This is a genomic window from Halobellus ordinarius (genome assembly GCF_031823395.1).
GTDB lineage: Archaea > Halobacteriota > Halobacteria > Halobacteriales > Haloferacaceae > Haloquadratum > Haloquadratum ordinarius.
Window position 1 is genome coordinate 376,569 of record NZ_JAVQKJ010000002.1, and the last position, 19,307, is coordinate 395,875.

The 19,307-nt window shown below is 67.7% G+C and carries 19 protein-coding genes; 12 read left to right on the plus strand and 7 right to left on the minus strand.

Features of this window, described 5'->3' with window-relative positions:
• Positions 1–103 precede the first annotated feature (103 nt).
• The 6 genes from RJT48_RS02195 (at position 104) to engB (ending at position 4,797) form a co-directional block, all read left to right on the plus strand.
• On the plus strand, positions 104–1,321 hold the full coding sequence (locus RJT48_RS02195; RefSeq protein WP_311170592.1) for an FtsZ/tubulin family protein: 1,218 nt from the start codon (positions 104–106) through the stop codon (positions 1,319–1,321).
• A gap of 425 nt (positions 1,322–1,746) precedes the next feature.
• Positions 1,747–2,220: a ribosomal protein S18-alanine N-acetyltransferase gene (rimI, locus tag RJT48_RS02200; protein WP_311170844.1), complete on the plus strand. Its 474-nt coding sequence runs from the start codon at positions 1,747–1,749 to the stop codon at positions 2,218–2,220.
• Between the two features lie 51 nt (positions 2,221–2,271).
• On the plus strand, positions 2,272–2,799 hold the full coding sequence (locus RJT48_RS02205) for a DUF5810 domain-containing protein (RefSeq protein ID WP_311170593.1): 528 nt from the start codon (positions 2,272–2,274) through the stop codon (positions 2,797–2,799).
• Between the two features lie 125 nt (positions 2,800–2,924).
• Positions 2,925–3,470 carry a DUF5809 family protein gene (locus tag RJT48_RS02210; protein WP_311170594.1) on the plus strand — a complete coding sequence of 182 codons (546 nt, stop codon included), beginning with the start codon at positions 2,925–2,927 and terminating at the stop codon, positions 3,468–3,470.
• A gap of 65 nt (positions 3,471–3,535) precedes the next feature.
• Positions 3,536–4,099: an NUDIX hydrolase gene (locus tag RJT48_RS02215; RefSeq protein WP_311170595.1), complete on the plus strand. Its 564-nt coding sequence runs from the start codon at positions 3,536–3,538 to the stop codon at positions 4,097–4,099.
• Between the two features lie 77 nt (positions 4,100–4,176).
• The gene (gene engB / locus RJT48_RS02220; protein ID WP_311170596.1) at positions 4,177–4,797 is read left to right on the plus strand and encodes a GTP-binding protein EngB; all 621 of its coding nucleotides are present in this window, start codon (positions 4,177–4,179) and stop codon (positions 4,795–4,797) included.
• Positions 4,798–5,001: 204 nt separating this feature from the next.
• Here the strand turns inward: engB and RJT48_RS02225 are convergent, their stop codons facing one another.
• Positions 5,002–6,318: an RNA-guided endonuclease InsQ/TnpB family protein gene (locus RJT48_RS02225; protein ID WP_345784721.1), complete on the minus strand. Its 1,317-nt coding sequence runs from the start codon at positions 6,316–6,318 to the stop codon at positions 5,002–5,004.
• A 38-nt stretch (positions 6,319–6,356) separates the two neighbouring features.
• Between RJT48_RS02225 and RJT48_RS02230 the strand changes: the two genes are divergently transcribed.
• Positions 6,357–6,500 carry a hypothetical protein gene (locus RJT48_RS02230; RefSeq protein ID WP_311170598.1) on the plus strand — a complete coding sequence of 48 codons (144 nt, stop codon included), beginning with the start codon at positions 6,357–6,359 and terminating at the stop codon, positions 6,498–6,500.
• A gap of 112 nt (positions 6,501–6,612) precedes the next feature.
• Here the strand turns inward: RJT48_RS02230 and RJT48_RS02235 are convergent, their stop codons facing one another.
• A complete protein-coding gene (locus tag RJT48_RS02235; protein WP_311170599.1) occupies positions 6,613–7,974 on the minus strand; it encodes an eIF2B alpha/beta/delta subunit family protein in 1,362 nt (453 codons plus the stop codon).
• A gap of 58 nt (positions 7,975–8,032) precedes the next feature.
• On the opposite strand from RJT48_RS02235, the gene RJT48_RS02240 reads away from it, so the two are divergent.
• The 3 genes from RJT48_RS02240 (at position 8,033) to RJT48_RS02250 (ending at position 10,405) form a co-directional block, all read left to right on the plus strand.
• The gene (locus tag RJT48_RS02240) at positions 8,033–8,542 is read left to right on the plus strand and encodes a metallophosphoesterase family protein (protein WP_345784722.1); all 510 of its coding nucleotides are present in this window, start codon (positions 8,033–8,035) and stop codon (positions 8,540–8,542) included.
• 107 nt (positions 8,543–8,649) lie between these two features.
• Positions 8,650–9,402, plus strand: coding sequence for a coenzyme F420-0:L-glutamate ligase (locus tag RJT48_RS02245; RefSeq protein WP_311170600.1), 753 nt, complete (start codon positions 8,650–8,652; stop codon positions 9,400–9,402).
• On the plus strand, positions 9,395–10,405 hold the full coding sequence (locus tag RJT48_RS02250; RefSeq protein WP_311170601.1) for a 5,10-methylenetetrahydromethanopterin reductase: 1,011 nt from the start codon (positions 9,395–9,397) through the stop codon (positions 10,403–10,405). Before RJT48_RS02245 ends, RJT48_RS02250 begins: the two co-directional genes overlap by 8 nt.
• Positions 10,406–10,472: 67 nt before the next feature.
• On the opposite strand, the gene RJT48_RS02255 is transcribed toward RJT48_RS02250, so the two are convergent.
• Entirely contained in the window at positions 10,473–10,718 is a 246-nt protein-coding gene (locus tag RJT48_RS02255; protein WP_311170602.1) for a DUF8024 family protein, read from the minus strand.
• Between the two features lie 89 nt (positions 10,719–10,807).
• Here RJT48_RS02255 and RJT48_RS02260 point away from each other — a divergent pair, with 89 nt between their 5' ends.
• On the plus strand, positions 10,808–11,320 hold the full coding sequence (locus tag RJT48_RS02260) for a DUF7573 domain-containing protein (RefSeq protein ID WP_311170603.1): 513 nt from the start codon (positions 10,808–10,810) through the stop codon (positions 11,318–11,320).
• Between the two features lie 9 nt (positions 11,321–11,329).
• Here RJT48_RS02260 and RJT48_RS02265 read toward each other — a convergent pair whose 3' ends face one another.
• The 4 genes from RJT48_RS02265 to RJT48_RS02280 all read right to left on the minus strand — a co-directional run bounded on the left by RJT48_RS02265 (position 11,330) and on the right by RJT48_RS02280 (position 18,117).
• A complete protein-coding gene (locus tag RJT48_RS02265) occupies positions 11,330–12,559 on the minus strand; it encodes an MFS transporter (protein WP_311170604.1) in 1,230 nt (409 codons plus the stop codon).
• Between the two features lie 202 nt (positions 12,560–12,761).
• On the minus strand, positions 12,762–14,498 hold the full coding sequence (mutL, locus tag RJT48_RS02270) for a DNA mismatch repair endonuclease MutL (protein WP_311170605.1): 1,737 nt from the start codon (positions 14,496–14,498) through the stop codon (positions 12,762–12,764).
• Positions 14,491–17,346: a DNA mismatch repair protein MutS gene (mutS, locus tag RJT48_RS02275; RefSeq protein ID WP_425604690.1), complete on the minus strand. Its 2,856-nt coding sequence runs from the start codon at positions 17,344–17,346 to the stop codon at positions 14,491–14,493. The genes mutL and mutS overlap by 8 nt, the downstream gene beginning before the upstream one ends.
• Before the next feature lie 42 nt (positions 17,347–17,388).
• Positions 17,389–18,117, minus strand: coding sequence for a TVP38/TMEM64 family protein (locus tag RJT48_RS02280; RefSeq protein ID WP_311170606.1), 729 nt, complete (start codon positions 18,115–18,117; stop codon positions 17,389–17,391).
• Positions 18,118–18,342: 225 nt separating this feature from the next.
• On the opposite strand from RJT48_RS02280, the gene RJT48_RS02285 reads away from it, so the two are divergent.
• Positions 18,343–19,305: an AAA family ATPase gene (locus RJT48_RS02285; protein ID WP_311170607.1), complete on the plus strand. Its 963-nt coding sequence runs from the start codon at positions 18,343–18,345 to the stop codon at positions 19,303–19,305.
• Positions 19,306–19,307 lie beyond the last annotated feature (2 nt).

Here is a 19,307-nt window from a genome sequence, read left to right on the forward strand (position 1 = left end):
AGGAGGACCCTTCTGTGACGCCTTTCCCCCCACGAACAGCTAAATGATTCCCCGTCCCAGTCGCTGGTGTGCCACGAAGTACCGAGTGGGGGCTGCGGGGCCGATGACCCCGACCGCACACCCCCAGTGGGGACTCGTCGGTGTCGGTCAGGCCGGCACCAGGATCGTCTCGACGTATCTCGAACGGACGGGCGGCGTCGCCGTCGCCGACCGGTTTCTCTTCGCCACGACGAATCGGGCGGGTCCCCGGCGGACGCTGGACCGCGTCGCGTCGGAACTTCCGGCCGACGCAGCGCAGATTGCTGCGGACCACCTCGTCACGTTCGGCCAGAGATCGGGCGTCGGTTCCGATTTTGTCGCCGGAAAGCGGGCCGCCGACTCCGACTTCGAGGCGCTTCGGGAGGGGATAACGACCGCGCTCGACGGCGCCGACTCCGTCGTGTATCCGCTCGGCCTCGGCGGCGGGACCGGCAACGGGACCGTTCCGTATCTTATCGACCGGTTATCTCGGGTGTCGGAGACGGACTCTCCCCCCGCCTGGCTCGCTGGGCTGACCCACTTCGCTCTCGGTGTCTGGCCGTTCGAACACGAATCTTCAGCGCGGCATTTCAACGCAATCTGCGGGCTCTCCCGACTCCTGGCTCGTGACGATGGCGCGCCGAACGCCGATATGACGCTCCTGGCGTCCAACTCGCGGCTGCGGGAACTCGCTTCGACGAGCGATGGGAGTGCGGGCGATCCGGACCACTCCACGAAAGAGCTGCCGCGGATCAACGACCTGCTCGTCGCGGCGCTGGAACTGTTCGTCGGCGCGGGGCAGGGAAGCGGTCACGTCGTCACCGGTAGCGAGTTCGCGGACGTGCCACAGCAGCGCGGCATCGCACACGCCACCTTCGGTACCGCCCTCGGGAAACCGGTGGGCCTGGACGTGTCTCACGTCATCGACCGCGCCGTCGAGAACGCGTTCGTGCCGCTGGATCCGACTACGGCCGGCGCCGCCTATGCGGTCGTCCGGGCGCCGGCGGCGCGGGTCGAAGCCGGCGACGTGACCAGCGGGCGTGTGCAGGAGGCCTTCGCCACGTGGGCGGGCGAGTGTGACCTCCGGAACACTGCCGGCACGACGAAACTGCTGGCAGACCCCGATAAGACGGGGCTCGACGCCCTCGTCGTCCTCGGTGGCTTCGATCTCGACCCGCTACTCGCGAGTTCCTGGGAGCGTTACGAGCGGGTGAAAGCGGAACTGCGGGACAGCGAGCATCGGGAACCGCTCGACTGCGCCGAACGGGCGGAAACGACTCTCGATCGGTACCAGTCGGGCTGACGCGCGCCCGGGTGGACCGTGGCGCTGCTCTGCGACGAGCGCCTGGGTGGACCGTGGCGCTGCTCTGCGACGAGCGCCTGGGTGGACCGTGGCGCTGCTCCGGGTCCGACCGTTCCGGCAGCGCGTCGGTCCCGGTCTGTGAGATGTGGTCGTCTGCACCGCGGCCGTAGTGCCCAATCAGCCCGGACTTCGGACAGTCGGGCGCCCCCTCAGCCCGGAATCAGATCCGCACGCCGGATAAACCGCCGGACGGTGTCGCCGTTCTCGTCGCGCACCTCCACCGTGATGCTGGGGCGCCACGAGCCAGCGGATTTTTGCCGCTCTCCGCCGAATCCCACATTGTGAACGATCCGGACGGCGACAAGGGAGCGCGGACACTCGGGGACGACGCCGACGCGGCGACGGCGACCCCCGTTCCAGCGGAGATCACGGTTCGTCCGGCCGACCGCGCTGACCTCCTCGACATCCTCCGCATCGAGCGGGCCTCCTTCTCGGATCCGTGGCCGTACGCCGCCTTCGAGTCGCTCCTGGACGCCCCGGCGTTTTTCGTTGCCGTCGCGGAAGACGGAGCGGTTCTGGGTTACGTCGTCGGGGACGTGATGCCGAACCACGGCCACGACATCGGCCACATCAAGGATCTCGCCGTCCGCCCGGACGCGCGCGGTTCGGGACTCGGTCGGCGGCTACTCAGGACGGCGTTGTCCCGTCTCGCGGTGGTGGGCGCGGCAGTCGTGAAACTCGAAGTCCGCGAGGGCAACGAGGCCGCACGCTCCCTCTATCGCGACGAGGGGTTCGAGCCCACCCGCCGCATTCCCCGGTACTACACCGACGGCGAGGACGCGTTGCTACTTGTCGTCGACCTCGGAACGTGGCAGGCTGACACGTCGACAACGGAGTAGCCGCCGGAAGACAACCACACGCCCTTGTACTACGACGCCGTACCCGCGCGTATGGGCTACGCCTGTCCCGTCTGTGAGACCCCGCAGCAGGACGCAAACCACCTCGCGAATCACCTCGCGTTCACCGCGATGGTCCACAACGATGACCACGAGGCGTGGCTCGACGAGCACATCCCGGGGTGGTCCGAGTTCGGCGAGAGCGAACTCGCCCCGGAAGTGGCACGCCTCGCTCCGGAGGCGGATTACGAACAGGTGTTCGAGGATACTGCCGGGGGACACGGACACGACCACGATCACGGGCCAGCGGGCGGGATCGATCCCGCGGAAGCCGGTGCCGCGGGTGCGGGCTCACTCGACGACGAGACGCGCGAGGTGCTCGCGGAGGCGCGGGAGCTGACCGCCGAAATGCTCAAAGACGGGGATGCGGACGATTCCGATGGCGAGGAGGGCGACCCCGCAGATTCCGACACCGGAAGCGACGAGGGCAATACTGTCGAGTCCAACACCGGGATCGACGAGGACGATACTGTCGATTCCGACACCGGGATCGACGAGCGCAACGACGCCGACTCTACGTGATACTGATTACTCTCACTGTTTACCGCCGAGCGCCATCCCCGTTAGCGGCGCTCGGCGGTAAGAGACGAGAGTACTCAGTATGAGGAGACCGAAAGCGTTTGTGCGCGCGTCGACGAGGCCTCAGTATGGAGACGGAGGGAACGCTGTCGCCCGAATCGCTCGACGAGGCCCGCGAGGCGTTCGAGGCCGCCGGCCCGACCGCCCAGCAGGTCGTCCGCGAGGCGGCGAAGGCGATGGAGTTCGACCGCGAGGAGTACCGCGAGCGCGTGACGAGCGAGGTCGTCGAACGCGCTCGCAACGTCGTGTTCGCCGACCGGCTGGCCGTCACGGTCGGCACTCGCGCTGAGTTCGAGTCGTGGGTCGACGAGCACCCCGACTACGACGTCACGACGCTCGGCAGCCCCGACGTCGACCGCATCGCCTGGCACGCCGCGCCGTTCGCCGAGGCGGCCGTCGCCGCGAGCTTCCAGAACGAACGCGAAGCCGCCGTCGGCACACTCCGCAGGCAGGCGTTCGGTCACCTCTACCGGCCCCGGTTCGAGTCTGAGACGGACGGAGCCGACGACGCCACCGGCGCGATCGAGCAGGGCGAGTTCGGCAGTGGGGGCGACGAGCAGGACGGGTTCGGCGACGGGAGCGACGACGAGACGGAGGACTCGTCCGGAGCGTAGGCCGCTCCAGCGACAGTCGGCGTCGGCCACCCATCTTAAACCCCGCCGTCACGGAGTACCGGTCGATGACTGACGACGGACGCAGCTATCATCCCCTGCCGGACCCGGAATGGCCGGTTCTGGAGACCGAAATCGAGTACGAGACGGGCTGGTTCACGGGCGGCTACGACCTCGTCGAACAGCCTAACGGGACGACGAAGCGCTACTACTGGGCGAAACTCGCAAGCGCGGTCGTGGTCGTCGCCCGCGCGGACGACTCGCTCGTGTTCGTCGAGCAGTACCGCCCGACGATCCGCGAGACGCAACTGGAACTCCCGGCGGGAATCGTCGAATCCGGCGAGTCGTTCACGGCGGCCGCCGAGCGCGAACTCCGCGAGGAGACCGGCTTCGCGGCCGGGAGTACCGCGCTGCTCGAGGATTTCTGGGTCGCGACGGGGGTCCTCCGCCACCGCCGCGGCTTCGTCTTCGCGACCGACCTCACGCCGGTCGAGCGCGACCTCGACGACAACGAGTTCCTCTCAGTTCGTTCCGTGCCGGTCGCGGAGGCAGTCGACGTCGCCCGCTCGGAGCCGAAAAACGACGCGACGCTCGAAGGGGTGTTACTGGCGCGGGAGGAAGGACTGATCTAACCCAGGACGTTTTGGCGCACAACGGGTTCCGAGGGGACGAACGTCAGCGTTAACCGCGGCAACGGCCTTCTTCGGGTATGTTCGAAGATCGCCCGGACCGCGAGGAAGTGGTCCTCGTGGGCCGGTCGAACGTGGGAAAATCGACCGTGATGCGGGAGCTGACCGGCCACTCGAAGTTCACGACCGGCGGCAAGCCCGGCGTGACCCAGTCGCCGAACCACTTCGATTGGGCCCCGGAGAGCTTTATGTTCACAGACCTCCCCGGGTTCGGCTTTATGTCCGGGGTCGAGGAGGGCCGGCGCGAGCAGATCAAAACCGACGTGGTGCGCTATATCGAGTCAAACGCGCCGGAGATTCTCGCGGCGGTGCTCGTCGTCGACGGCAAGAGCGTCATCGACATCATCGACCGCCACTCAGGCCCCGACGAGATCCCGCACGACGTCGAACTGTTCCACTTCCTGTGGGAACTCGACGTCCCGACGATTGTCGCCGTCAACAAGATGGACAAAGTCGACGACCGCGACGAGCGGCTGGACGCGCTGTGTGACCGGTTGGGACTTCACCCGCCGTGGCAGCAGTGGCGGGAGACGATCGCGCCGATCAGCGCGAAGAAGGGTGACATCGAGGCGCTGAACGAGGCGCTGCGGACGCAGTTCCACGAGCAGAAGCGCGACGATCTGCTGAAGTTCGTGAGTTGAGTGCGACGTCGCGACTGCGCTTTTTCGCTCCGTGGTCAGTATCAAACGGTGGCTCGGTGAGAAGGCATCATCACAAGGGGCTGAGTGGGGGTAACCCTCGTCATCGCCACCGTGTCGAAATCGGCCCGCAGGCGTGAAGAATCCCTCGCTTCTTGACATCCTCCCACGGCTGAAGCCGTGGGATTCCTCTGATGGGGATGTTGGCTATGCCGTCCCCACGGAGGCAAGTTTCCCGTCGCCAGTACTCTGGTTTGTGCGCTCCTCGTTGGGACGTGCCCTCTCAGGAGAGCGTGATAGCTCCGACCACGTATGGTCGTCCCACGTGAGGCGCACGGGCCGTGCCATCGACCCAACTTCCAGATTTGTGCCAGCCTGTCGTTCGAGGAACGTCCGTGAGGCATCGAGGTCTGCGTGCCCCTCGTAGCCACACGGACACCGAAACACGTCGCCGTTCCGGTCTGTATCGTCGCGCTCGCCACACACCGGACACTCCGCTGTCGTGTATGCTTCTGACTTGACTTCGACCCTGATGCCGTACTCCTCGGCAGTCGTCGCAAGCCGGTCGATGAACGCGCGATACGCCCAAAACTGATGCGTTTTTTCGTTCACCTCTGCCGACCAGTGTTCTGAGAGTATGTCGGTGAGGTCGCCCACGTACACGGTCGCTACGCCCTCGTCGTACAGTCGCTCCATCAACTCGCGGACAAGCGCGTCTTGGGCGTGGTCGCGTCGTCGTGTCCGCTTGCGGTACAGCCGGCGTATCCGGCGACTGCTGTACCGTCTCTCGCGGAGTCTGGACTGCAAGCGGGCGATCTCTTCGGTCGTCTCGCGGAAGCGGGCGAACAAGTCGCGGCCTTCGTAGAGATACTGCTGGCCGGTCGTCGTGGTACAGGCGACGAGGTTGTTTGCGCCCACATCCAGAGCGGCTTCTTCCGAAGCCAGTGGTGAATCCTGTCGAGAATCGGGAACAGTGACAGGCTGAAAGGCTCTGAACGTGTCGTCCACCTCGTCGTAGTACAGTTCCAACCGGCCCTGATCGCCGTCCCACTTCGGCTCGCCAGCGACTTCGAGGCACAGACGGTCGTGGTATCCAAGACCGTACTCGTCTTTCAGGTCTTGCCCGACGGGGATTTCGAGGCGACTCCGCTCGCCGGTTTCGAGGGTGTACTGGTCGTTGCGGATGTACGTCCGAAATTCCCTGCCGTCGCCTTCGTTACCCCAGTAACCGGGCGGGGCAGTGTCCTCGCCGTCCTCTTGGGCGGCGAAGAACGACCGCCACGCTTCGCTATTCTTGCGGATGATTTGTTGAGCGGTGGCGGAGCCGAGAACGCCGACGTACTGCTTGCGGTAGTCGGCGGTGTCCCACACGCTGTCGCCGTCGAAGAAGTTCTGGCGGCGCTCGTAGGTGAGTTCGTTCCAGAGGCTGGCGGAGGCGTCCAACAGGTCGCGGAGCAGTTGCTCGTCTTCGGCGGAGAGCGGGCGCACCGCGAATGTATTAGTTCGCCTCACGACAACAGACATTTGTGCTTTTACGTCTAAATGTCTTTCGGACACAAACGATGCGACCTAACATCGACATTTCACACACGCTGAACGGGCGCGTGAAAGACTACGCCGAACGGCAGGACGTGAGCCTCAAAGAAGCGTATCGGGAGATTATCGAGGCGGGTCTTGAGGCGGTGGAACATCCAGACGGGCCGTAGTGCGTGGATTGCCGGGCTGTGTTGTCGCTCAGACCCACCCCTGAAGGGGTGGGCTTCCGCTCGCACCGTGTCAACTCTCGGTCGCGAGAAATGGTGGTATCCGCCGGCGATGTTACGAGTCCCACGCCGCGTACTCGGCGTGCCGCTCGGCGACCTCCCGGACCGCGCTCGCGTCCAAGAGCCCCGCGTCGGTAGCGACGCCGTCGATCAGATCGGCGGGGATCTCCTCGAACGTCGGCGCGTGGACCGCTATGTCGGCGTCGCCGTCGTAGACCGCGTCGGTCGGGGACGTCTCCGCTGGGTGGGAGTCTCTCCCCGATTTCCCGTCGGTCGCCGCCCGGATTTTGTCCGCCGCGGCGACGACGTACACCGGAATGCCGATCTCTCGTGCCGCAAGTGCGAGCACCCTCGTCCCGGTCTTGTTGACGACGTCGCCGGTCGGAGCAATCGAGTCGGCGCCGACGAGGACGGCGTCGACGTCGTGCGTCGCAAGCGCCGACGGCAGCGCGGCCTCCGTCGTCAGCGTCACGCTCGCGTCTGTCTCTCGGGCCGCCCACTCGGCGACACCGACCCCCTCGCCTTCGGGTCGAGATTCGGCGACGACGAGCGCCGAGGGGGACGGACCTGGGTCGCCGCTATCAGGGTCGTCCTCATCCGTGCCAGACAGCGCCGCGAGCGACTCCCGAATCGTCCCCGAACGGGAGAGCGTTGCCACCGCCGTCGCCTCGGCGTCCTGGAGTCGCTGTACTGCCGTCTCGGCGGCTTCGGTATCCGCGTCGAAGGCGGCAGCGAGCGCGTCGATCGCCCGGTCGACGACGGCATCCGGATCGGGCAGCGTATCGGTCGACGCGGAGTCTTGGTCCGAGTCAGTCACCGCGGACGACGTAACCTCCGCGAGCACGCGGTTCACCCGATTTTCGACGGCCGCCATCCCCGGCCGGGCGTCGCGGAGGTCCCGCACGGTCTCCGCGACGTCGTCCCACTCGTCGGCGTCGACGGCGGCGTCCCGGAGGACTTCCAGCGCCCGGGCGGCGATCCACGCCGACCCGTGGGTCCGATCCTCGCGAACGGTCTCGACCGTGGGCGCGACGCGCCGCCACGTCGCCCAGAGACGGGGGACGGTCTCCCGGTGGCGGATCTCGGTCGGGTCGACCCACTCGATTGCGGCGAGTTCCTCGTTTGTCGTCACCGACCGTGTCCCGGTCTCGAAGAGGAACGGATGCACCGTGAACGACCCCTCAGCGTCGTCAACGGCGAGCGGTTCGCCCACACGGACGAGTTCGAGATCCGCGTCGGTCAGCGCGACCTCTTCGCGGAGTTCGCGGCGCGCGTCCCGTTCGGCGTCCGCCGGGTCGCCTTCGACGTAGCCGGAGACACCGGCCCAGCGCCCCTGGTACGTCCCGACCGCGTCGCTGCGGCGGGTGAGGAGGATCTCGCCGCGCTCCCGGACGAAGCACGTGACGACGTCTGCCATCGGCTGCCTGTTCGCGCTCGGGCCGAAACGTCTTTTCGGTGGCGCCTCACGATCCGGTATGGTCGTGGCACTCGCAGTCGTCAGCGACACCCACATTCCCTCCCGAGCCGATTCGATCCCGCCGTGGATCGAAGACCGGACGCAAGCGGCGGACCACGTGGTCCACGCGGGTGATTTCGACTCCGCCGGCGCCTACGAGCGGATCGTCGAACTGGCCGGCGGCGAGGAGTCTTTGACCGCCGTCGTCGGCAACATCGATCCCCGGTCGTTCGACCTCCCGATCGTCGAGACGCTCGCCGTCGAAGACGCGACCTTCGTCGTCACTCACGGCGCTGGCCCGCTACACGGCTACCGGGAGCGCGTTGCCGAGACGGTTCGCGAGGAGGGCGGGAACGACGCGGTCGGGATCGCGGGCCACACCCACGAGCCCCTCGATGCGGTCGTCGACGGCATCCGCCTGCTCAACCCCGGAACAGCGACGGGTGCACCGCCGGGCGAGGAGCCGACGATGTACGAGGTCCGCGTCGACGGCGACGACGTTTTGGCGACGCTCCATCGGCCCGAGTAGGCGGCTATCGGGCGAATCGCCGGAATCGAGAGGCGGTCGCGGATCGCATACCGGAGACGCTGGCCAACATCTGTCCGCTTTTTACCTGCGCGGGCGCTTTCTCCTGTATGGAACTGTTCGCTGTCCCCGACCTGCCGGAGGTGCAGTCGGGCGACGATCTCGCGGCGCTGATCCGCGAACGGGTCGACCTGCGTCCCGACGACGTCGTCTGTGTTGCCTCGACGATCGTCTCGAAGGCGGAGGGACGAAGCGCCGACCTCTCGTCGTTCCCGGCCGGCCCGCGCGCCCGGGAACTTGCCGACACGCTCGCGGCGGCGACGGACGAGGAGAAAGATCCCCGGTTCGTGCAGGCGGTCCTCGAAGAGAGCGTCGAGGTGCTGATGGACGCCCCGTTCCTGCTGACGGAGACGCGCTTCGGCCACGTCGCCGTCAACGCGGGCATCGACCGCTCGAACGTGCCCGGGGGCGATCTCCTCTTGCTCCCTGAGCGACCGTCTGCGAGCGCCGATCGGATCCGCTCGGGGCTTCCTGCCGAGCGCGTCGTCGTCACGGACACCTGCGGCCGCCCGTTCAGACACGGCCAGCGCGGCGTCGCGATCGGGTGGGCCGGGCTCGCGCCCGGTCGCGACTGGCGCGGGGAGCACGACCGCGACGGGCGCACGCTCGACGTCACCGTCGAGAACGTCGTCGACGAACTCGCCGCAGCAGCAAATCTCCTCGCCGGGGAGGGCGACGACGGCACGCCCGTCGTCGTCGTCCGCGACTTCGAGTGGGGCGACCACGACGGCAGCGACGCCCACTTCCGGGAGATCCAGACCGACTTCGTCCGGCAGGCGATCCGGGGGTGGTCGTATGTCTGAGTCACCAACGGGGCCGACGCTCGGCATCGAACTGACGCCCGACGACCCGATCCCTGCGGTCGTCGACCGCGGCGTGGCAGCCGAACGGGCGGGCTACGACACCGCCTTCGTCCCCTGCCACTACAACAACCGCGATCCCTTCGCGGCGCTTTCGTTGCTTGCGGACGCAACCGACTCGCTGCGCCTCGGGCCGGGAATCGCCAATCCGTACGAGTTGCATCCGGTGACGCTGGCCGCAAAGACCGCGACGGTCGCGGAACTCTCCGACGGCCGGGCAGTCTTCGGCGTCGGTCCCGGCGACCCCTCGACGCTTCGGAACCTCGGGCTCGAAGACGAACGCGGTCTCCGCTCGGTGCTCGAGGCGTTCACGGTCGCCCGAGAACTGTGGGCGGGCGAGCGAGTCACCCACGACGGCACGTTCCTCGCACAGGACGCGGGGCTGAACTTCACCGTGCCCGGCGAGATCCCGGTCTACGTCGGCGGCGAGGGGCCGCATATGTGTCGGATGGCGGGTAAACACGCCGACGGTCTGCTGTTCAACGGTTCCCATCCAGACGACCTCGCGTGGGCGCGCGACCGGGCAGATGAGGGACGCACCGACCGACCCGACGACTACGGCGACTTCGACCTGCTGGCGTACGCGAGCGTCAGCATCGATGCCGACGCGGCGGCCGCCCGCGAGGCCGCCCGCCCGCCGGTCGCCTTCATCGTCGCGGGCGCGGCGCCGCCAGTGCTCGATCGACACGGGATCGACGCGTCGCTTTCGGAGTCGATCGGCGAGCGAATAAGCGCGGGCGAGTTCTCGGCGGCCTTCGAGGCGGTCACGCCCGCGATGATCGACGCCTTCTCGATTGCCGGTACGCCCGAGACGGCCGTCGAGCGGATGGCCGATCTCCTCGCGCACGCCGACGGAATCGTCGTCGGCTCGCCGCTCGGCCCCGATCCCGAAACGGCCGTCGACCTCGCGGCCGACGCGTTCGACCGGGCGACAGACGAGGGATAGCCGGGGCTGTCAGGAGTATCAGGTCCGCGGCGCCGCCAGTCGCAATCTCGGCGTGCAGTGGATGTCGCTATCTCGCCGCGCGATCCGGGGCGGACTCCCGCGCACTCGATCCCAGCCCAGTCAGATGGTTCACGAGCGCACCGAGAGCCAGGTACGCGCCGTAGACGATCGTCGCCGTCGTCAACCCTGCGCCGACGAGAAAGGAAAGCGCCGTGATCGGATCGACGCCCAGCAGGATCTCGAAGATGAAGATCCCCACGAGGTCGACGAGGCTGACGAGCAACTGCACCACGAAGTCGATGACCGTGACCATACCGGCCGTTCGTCGCCATCCTATTTGTGTCCACGGGACTTCCGGCGCGAGCCGTCACCGCTAAGCCGCCGCCGACACAGAGCCCAAATATGGCGCGGGACCGGTCCCTCGACGAGTTCGTCGGCGGGGAGCGAAAGACAGACGACTCCGCCGACGGGGAAAGAGCCACAGCCGCGTCCGATAGCGGAGACGAAACGAGAGAGGGCTCCGCCGACGGGGAGGAAGCGACGGCTGCGGATACGGGAGTCGCATCCGAGGGCGACGGGGACTCGGTCGTCGACGTCGACGCCGAGGATAGTGGGGAGTTAGCGGACGACGCCGACGCTGTTCCAGAGGACAGTGGGGAGTTAGCCGACGACGCCGACGCTGTTCCAGAGGACAGTGGAGAGTTAGCCGTCGACGCCGTACCCGAGGGTGGCGGGAAATCGGGCGAAGAAGCGGAGAACGAACCGGCGGATCCGCTCCCCGACGACGTCGAACCGGCGACGGCGACGTACCGCTGGGAGCCGGACGGGATCGAGTGTCCGGCCTGCGGTACCACCGTCGATCGGCTCTGGACGGGCGATTCGGGGCAGGTCTGCGCCGAGTGCAAGGAGTGGTAACCGGCGGACTCACTCGGCGTCGGACACCCGGAGTGTGAGGAGAATGACGATCCCGATAATCGCCGCCAGGAGCCAGTATCCCTCGTCGAAGTAGCCGCTGTCCGCAATCACGCCGAAGATGAGCGGGCCGGCCGCGCCGAGCGTCGCCGTCGTTGTCCGGACGACACCGAGCCCGGTTCCGCGGACGGATTCGGAGAACGCGTCAGAAAAGAACGACTGCGTGATCGTGCCCGAACCGAGCATCGTGCTCACGAGCACGGTGATTCCGGCCAGTTCGATGGTCCCCTCGACGACCGGCAGCAGCGCGAGTCCGGCGACCGGCCCCGAGAGGACCATCACGAGCGAGCCGCGGAACCCAACCCGATCGTACGCGGCGCCGGCGACGGGCTTGACGACGACGCCGGCCGCGAAAAACAGGCTGAATAACAGTGAGGCACGGGCGGACGACAGTCCTTTTTGCTCGACGAGATACGTCGGATACAGCCCGGTGAACGCCTGCCAGACGAGGATGTACAGGAAGAAGATGAACGAGATGAAGACGACGTTCGGTTGGCGCAGTTCGGCCAGTACCCGTCCGGAAGTCTCGCCGGAGAGGGCGTCGGAAGCGGCTGTCTCCTCTCTATCCTCTCCACTTCCGGTATCGGTCTCCCGCGGCAACAGGAGCCACAGCGCGACCGTCCCGACGAGCAAAAGCGGCGAGACAAAGACGAGGCCGGCCTGCCAGGCGATGGCCGCCGCGAGCGTCCCGGCGATCGGCGGGAGCAGCGTCTGCCCGAGGTCCCCCGTTGCCATCGTGACGCCGAGGGCGCTCCCGATCCGATCGGGATAGATGTCCGCCAGAAGCGTGATCCTGGCGACGGGATACAATGACTGTCCCAGGCCGACGAGAGCCGTCGCGGCGAACAGCGCCACCGCCGTCGGCGCGGCGACGACGACGAGGACCGCCACGGCGACGACGGCCGCGCCGACCGTCATCACCGACCGCTCGCTGTACCGGTCCGCCAGAATCCCGCCCGGAAGCTGCCCGATCGCCGAGCCGAGCCACAGGATCGTCACCAACAACCCCGCGACCGAGAGACTCAGCCCGAACGATTCCCGGAGGTACGGCAAGAGAACCGGGTAGATCATCCGCGTGCCCAGGAGCAACCCCCAGACGCCCGCAATCACACCCAGCGAGCGCCCCTTGCCGTCGCCCCAGAGCGCCTTCGCTTCCCGGCCGACGGGGGCGAGAGGATTCATCGGCACACCTGGACCGGACGGCGTCGGTTGCCCCGCTCCGCCACACGGGTGCCCATCAGGTGATTTCCTCCGGGGAAACTCTCCGACCCATTGGCGGATACTCGCAGAGAAACGGATAAATTGGTATCGGATCGGCGGAGCGGTGTCCCGAAACCCACCGATCTGTCTCGGCGGCGCTCGGAGGCGACTTCCCGACTTTCGATCACTCCATCCGCGGGCCGCGCCGACCGAACCCGCGGACCAGGACCTCCTCCTCGATGGTGAGTACCGTCGGCCGGCCGTGGGGGCACGCGTACGGGTTCTCACACGACCCGAGCCGTTCTAGGAGCGTCGAGGCCTCCGCGTCCGTGAGCTCGTCGCCGGCCTTCAGCGAGGGGTGACAGGCGAGTTCTTTCAGGAGGGTCTCGCGGCCGTCGTCCGGTGTCTCGCCGTTCCGGAGCGCGTCCACCGCGTCGCGGACGCTCTCGGGCGCTGCAGCACGACCCATCGGCGCGGGCACGGACCGCACACGCACAGTCGTGTCTCCGAACGGGTCGACGTCGTACCCCAGTTCTACGAGTGCGTCCCGGTGGGACTGGACGGCCGCGTACTGTGCCGGCGTCAGCGACACGCTCGCCGGGGGGTCGATCTCGGCGGTCGGGGTCTCCCCCGAGACGGCCTCCTGCAACCGCTCGTAGTTCACCCGCTCGTGTGCGGCGTGCTGATCGACGACGAGGAGATCGTCCTCGAACGAACAGAGGAGATACAGCCCGCGGTACTGGCCGATGACCTCGGCGTCCTCGAAGGCGGATTCGGTCGCCGACAGCGGCTCTACAGACTCTCCGAGATCCATCGCGAGATCCTCGCTCCGACGCCGATCGGCCGTCGAAAGCGCGTCGTGGACGGCTGCTTCGATCGCCGTTGTGACGGTGTCGGGATCGCGGAGCCGCACCTCGCGTTTCCGCGGGTGGACGTTGTGGTCGGCCCACGACGGCGGCGTGGTGATAGACACGACGGCGATCGGCTCGCGGCCGTCGGGCAGCAGGTCCCCGTAGCCCGCGGCGACGGCACGCCCCAGCCGGTCGTCGCGGACGGGACGGCCGTCGACGGCGGTATACACGTGCGCCCGGCGAGCGCGGGTGATTGACGGGTGGACCAGCACCCCGGTGATCACCAGTTCGTCGGCGTTGGTAGAAGCGCCGGCGTCGTCACCGGAATCAGCGTCACTGTCGCCCGATCCGATGGCCCGCGACGCATCGAGTGTCGTCGTCCGCGCGGCGACCTCCCGGTCGTACACCGCGAGGAGCGCGTCGGCGAACTCGCCGGTCCCGGGCGTCGAAAACACCGCCGCCTCGTCGTGGGTCAGCGAGACGGCGACGTCCGGTCGCAGGAGAGCATAGCGCGAGACGGCGTCGCTGATCCGCGCAAACTCGGTTCGGGCCGTCGCGAGCGACTCCCGCCGGGCGGGGGTCCCGGCGAACAGTTCCCGGACCGTGACGGTCGTCCCCTGCCCGCGGCCGGCCGTCTCGACCCGGTCCGTGCCGGGGCCGTCGGCGGCGACGACGCGGGTTCCCGCCGGGCCGCTGTCGTTCGTCAGGATTTCGAGTCTGGCGACGGTCGCGATGCTCGCGAGCGCCTCGCCGCGAAAGCCGAGCGTCCCGGCCGCTTCGATCGATCCCTCGGGCGGCAATTTGCTCGTCGTGTGTCGCTCGACGGCGAGTTCGGCGTCGCGCCGGCTCATCCCGTGGCCGTCGTCGCTGACGCGGATCCGCTCGGTGCCGTCGCCCGCGACGTCGACGTCGATCCGGCTGGCACCCGCGTCGAGCGCGTTCTCGATCAGTTCGACGACGACGTCCGCGGGCCGGGTGATCACCTCCCCGGCGGCGACGCTCGCGACCGTCTCCTCGGACAGGCGGCGAACGTGGTCGCCGCGTATCGACGCCGACGGATCGTCACTCATCTAGTTTGCGTCGTAGTTCCTCCAGCGTGTTGAGCGCTTCGAGCGGCGTCGTCCGCGCAACGTCGAGGTCGCGGAGTTCCGCGAGGACGGCGCGTTCGGCGTCGCTCAGGTCTTCCTCGCTGACGCCGTCGTACCCGTCTGAGTCCTCGATGCCGTCGACGTAGGCCGCGAGGGTGTCCCCGCGGTCGGTGGACGACCCGTCAGGTGGTTCGGAATCGCGGTCGACGTTGGCGTCCTCACTTTTCGCACCGTCCGACGAAGAGTCCGCTTTCTCGCCTCCCGACCCCGCCCGGATGTAGTCGTGTGCGCGTTCGACCACCGTATCGGGAACCCCCGCGAGTTTCGCGACCTCGACGCCGTACGACGACGACGACGGGCCGTCGGCGACGCGGTGGAGGAACGTCACGTCCGAATTGGAATCGTCGGCGTTGCCACCGTCCGCGTCGCCGACGGTCCCGTTCTCCGCTGCCGTCTTCCCGGACGCCGAGCCGTCTTCGCTTTTACTCACCGTGAAATGCAGATTGAACGCCGCCGGGAGGTCGGCCGCGAGATCGGTCAGGTCGTGGTAGTGTGTCGCAAACAGCGTCGTCGCGCCCACCTCGTCGTGGATGAACTCCGTGGTCGCCTTCGCGATCGCGAGGCCGTCCGTCGTGGAGGTCCCCCGGCCCACCTCGTCGAGGAGGACGAGCGACTCCTCGGTGGCGTCGTGGAGGATCTCGGTAAGTTCCGACATCTCGCGCATGAACGTCGATTGGCCGCCCGCGATGTCGTCGGAGGCGCCGACGCGGGTGAAGATCCGATCGAGGACCGGCAACTCCGCCGCGTCGGCCGGGACGAAACTGCCGGCCTGGGCCAGCAGACAGATCAGCGCGACCTGCCGCATATACGTCGATTTGCCGCTCATATTCGGCCCGGTGATGACCGCGACGTGGCCCGGTGTGAAGTCGATCCCGTTGGGGACGAACTCCGCCTGCGTCCGCTCGACGACCGGGTGGCGGCCGGCGTCGATCCGGAGCGTGTCGGCGCCCATCTCCGGTCGGACGTAGTCCGACCCGGCGGCGACGGCAGCGAACGACGAAAGGGCATCCAGCCGAGCCAGCGCGTCCGCGAGCGACTGGAGCCGTTCGGTCGCCTCTGCGACCCGGGCGCGGACGGAACAGAACACGTCGTACTCCAGGGAATCAGCCCGCTCTGCCGCCGAGAGGATCTCGTCCTCCCGCCGCTTCAGTTCCGGCGTGTAGAACCGCTCGGCGTTCTTCAGGGTCTGCCGCCGCGTGTAGTCGTCGGGCACGGCGTCGAGGTTCGGGTTCGTCACCTCGATGTAGTAGCCGTGGACCTGGTTGTAGCCGACCGCAAGCGAGTCGATCCCGGTCCGCTCGCGCTCTCTGGCCTCCAGATCCGACACCCACTCGCGGCCCTCCCGCTCGGTCGCCCGGAGGTCGTCGAGTTCGTCGTCGAACCCCCCGCGAATGACGCCGCCTTCGGTGATCTCCTGTGGCGGATCGCTGACGATCGCCCGCTCGATCAGGTCGCGGACGTCTTCGAGTTCGTCGAGTTCCCCGCGGAGGTCACGGAGCGCCGCCGACTCCGCCTCCTCGAGTGCGGCTTTGATCTCCGGGACGACCCCAAGCGTCGTCTGCAGCGACCGGAGGTCGCGGGCGTTCGCCCGCTCCCGGGAGATGCGCGCGGCGAGTCGTTCGAGGTCGTACACTTCACGAAGGTACTCGCTGACTGTCTCCCGCGCCAGCGGTCGGTCGAGCAGCTCGCCGACAGCGTCGTGTCTGCGCTCGATCGCTTCGGCGTCGACGAGCGGCCGCCGGAGCCACGCTTCGATCCGCCGGCGACCCAGCGCCGAGGACGTCCGATCGACCGCATCGAGCAGCGTCTCGCCGCCGCCGGGGTGCCGCGATTCGAACAGTTCCAGCCCCCGCATCGCCGTCGCGTCCAGGCGGAGCGACCGCCGGAGGTCGTACCGGCGGATCCGCGAGACGTACGAGAGCGCGCCGTCGTCGCCCTGGGTGTACTCCGCGTACCGCAGGAGCGCGCCGACCGCGCGCCGTTCGATCGGAGCCTCGAGCACGGCCGCGGGCGCTGCGACGTACGACGCGAGCGTCTCCTCGGCGGTCGCGAGTTCGAACGTCGTCGGATCGCGTTCCGTCACCATCGTCTCGAAGCCGAGGGTCGCCGTCTCGACGGCGGCGTCCGGGCCGACGAGGAGTTCGGCGGGGGCGAGCCGTTCGAGTTCCTCGCGAATCCGGTCGGTCGGCGCGCTCGTCACCTGACACTCGCCGGTCGAGACGTCGAGCGTCGCGAGCGCTGCGGCCTGTGACGCGCCGCGGCCCTCGTCTGTCGGCTCGGCTTCGACGATCGCCCCGAGGTACGTCGCGCTCGCGCGGTCGAGCAGTTCGTCGTCGACGACCGTCCCCGGACTGACGACGTTCGTCACCGCTCGGTCGACGAGCCCCGACGCCTCCTCGGCGTCTTCGACCTGGTCGGCGATGGCGACCCGGTAGTCGGCGTCGAGCAGCGCCTCCAGATACGACGCCGCGTTGTCGATCGGGATGCCCGCCATCGGATAGGTGCCGGTCGAGTCCTCCCGCTGGGTCAGCGTCACCTCGCAGACGCGCGCGACCGTCTCCGCCGCCTCGCAAAACGCCTCGTAGAAGTCACCGACCTGGAACAGCACGATCGCGTCGGGGTGTGCCTCACAGAGTTCCAGGTACTGCGAGAGCATCGGCGTGAGTTCCTCGCGCCGCTCGCGCATCGTCGCGGGTGGGCCCTCCGGCCGCCGCGTCTCGTCGTCGCCGTCCGTCGCCGTCGACGACACGGCGGACTCCGCCCGTTCCATACCTACCGCACGGCGGTCGAACACCAAAAGCGGACGGGATGGCTACTCGCCGCCGAACCGCCGAACGAGTCGATCGCGGTTCAGATAGCCGAGCGCAGAGACAAAGAGAACGGCGGCCGCGACGACGGCTGCGGCCGCGAACTGGTCTGTGCCCAGCAGTCCGCCGACGACGTTTGCGACGAAGAACGCCGGCGCCCGGCCGACGACCGCGAGCAGGATTAGCTGCCACAGCGGCAGTTTCGTGAGCCCGCCCGCGAAACAGATGACGTCGTCCGGAAGCCCGGGAATCAGGAAAAAGAGGAAAAGCGTCACACGGACGTACCGATCGCTGATCGAATCGAACGTCGAGAGCGCATCGCTGTCGACGATCCCCTCGACGTACGCCCGTCCGAACCGACGTGAGAGCCAGAACGCGGCCGCGCTGCCGAGGGTGATGCCGATCATATTGTAGAGCGTCCCCCACCACGGGCCGAAGAGATACCCGGCGACGACCGCGAGAATCTGTCCCGGAACCGGTGCGACCACCACCTGCAGCGCCTGAAGGACGATGAGTGCGATCGGCGCCCAGATCCCGAAGCTCCGGATGAACGTCCGGAGCGCCGCGGCGTCTGTCAGAAACGCAAGGTGCGACCGCAAAAGCAGTATGACGGCGACGAAGCCGACAGTGACGGCCATCAGATGCCGGAGGAACCGACGCCGACTTCGCTCGGACGCAAAGATCTGTGTCGTCTGGATCCACGCGCGAATCCGGTCGAGAGTCGAATCGGTCACGGTTCGATGGGAGCAACGACACAGGGCTACTTGTAAACCCACGACAACTTACTTCGGGGTATCGCGGACGAAGGCTCGTCCGTTGATCGCCGCCTGTTCGCCGATCACTCTTCAATTGGGGGACGATGACACCCAGCAAAGTTACGTACGCGCAGCCGTTATGTAAGAGAGCGTGAGACGGGTGTGATGCGACGCTCGCCGCCCGAGCTCACACGATTATATACTATGACCGACGCAGACGCCGTCCCTGACCCGGACTCCGTTCCCTCGCTTCCGGTCGACGACGCGGCCGAACTGACCACGCGCATCGTCGACAACGTCGAGCGCGTCATCGTCGGCCATCCCGACGCAATCGAGCACATCCTCGTGGCGCTTTTCGCCCGTGGCCACCTGCTCTTGGAGGACGTTCCCGGCGTCGGGAAGACGATGCTCGCCCGGGCAGTGGCGACATCGCTCGACTGTTCGTTCAAGCGGGTACAGTTCACGCCCGATCTCCTGCCGTCGGACGTCACGGGCGTCAGCGTGTTCAACGAGAAGACCCGGGAGTTCGAATTCCGCGCCGGCCCGGTGTTCGCGAACGTCGTCCTCGGCGACGAGATCAACCGCGCGCCGCCGAAGACGCAGGCGGCCCTGCTGGAGGTGATGGAAGAGCGGCAGGTCACCGTCGACGGCGACGCGCGCCCGGTCCCCGATCCGTTCACCGTCATCGCGACGCAGAACGACGTCGAACCGGGCCAGACGTACGACCTCCCGGTGGCCGAGGTCGACCGATTCACGAAAAAGATCCGGCTCGGCTATCCGACCGAGGCCGAGGAGACCAAACTGCTGGGACGTCTCGCCGGCGATCATCCGATCGAGTCGCTCGAACCGGTCGCGACCGTCGAGGACGTCCGCCGCGCACGGCGGACCGTCGCCGACGTGACCGTGCGGGAGCCGGTCCGTGCCTACGTCGCCCGGCTCGCGAACCACACCCGCGAGCACGCCCGACTCGGCGTGAGTCCGCGGGGGACGATCGCGCTCGTCCGGGCTTCACAGGCCAGAGCGGTCTTCGAGGGACGGGACTTCGTCACGCCCGACGACGTCCAGCGTGAGGCACCGACCGTGTGGGGGCACCGAATCAGAACCGATACCGACGTCGAGGGCGCCGCGGTCGTCGAGAGAGCGCTCGACGACGTCGCGGTGGAATAACC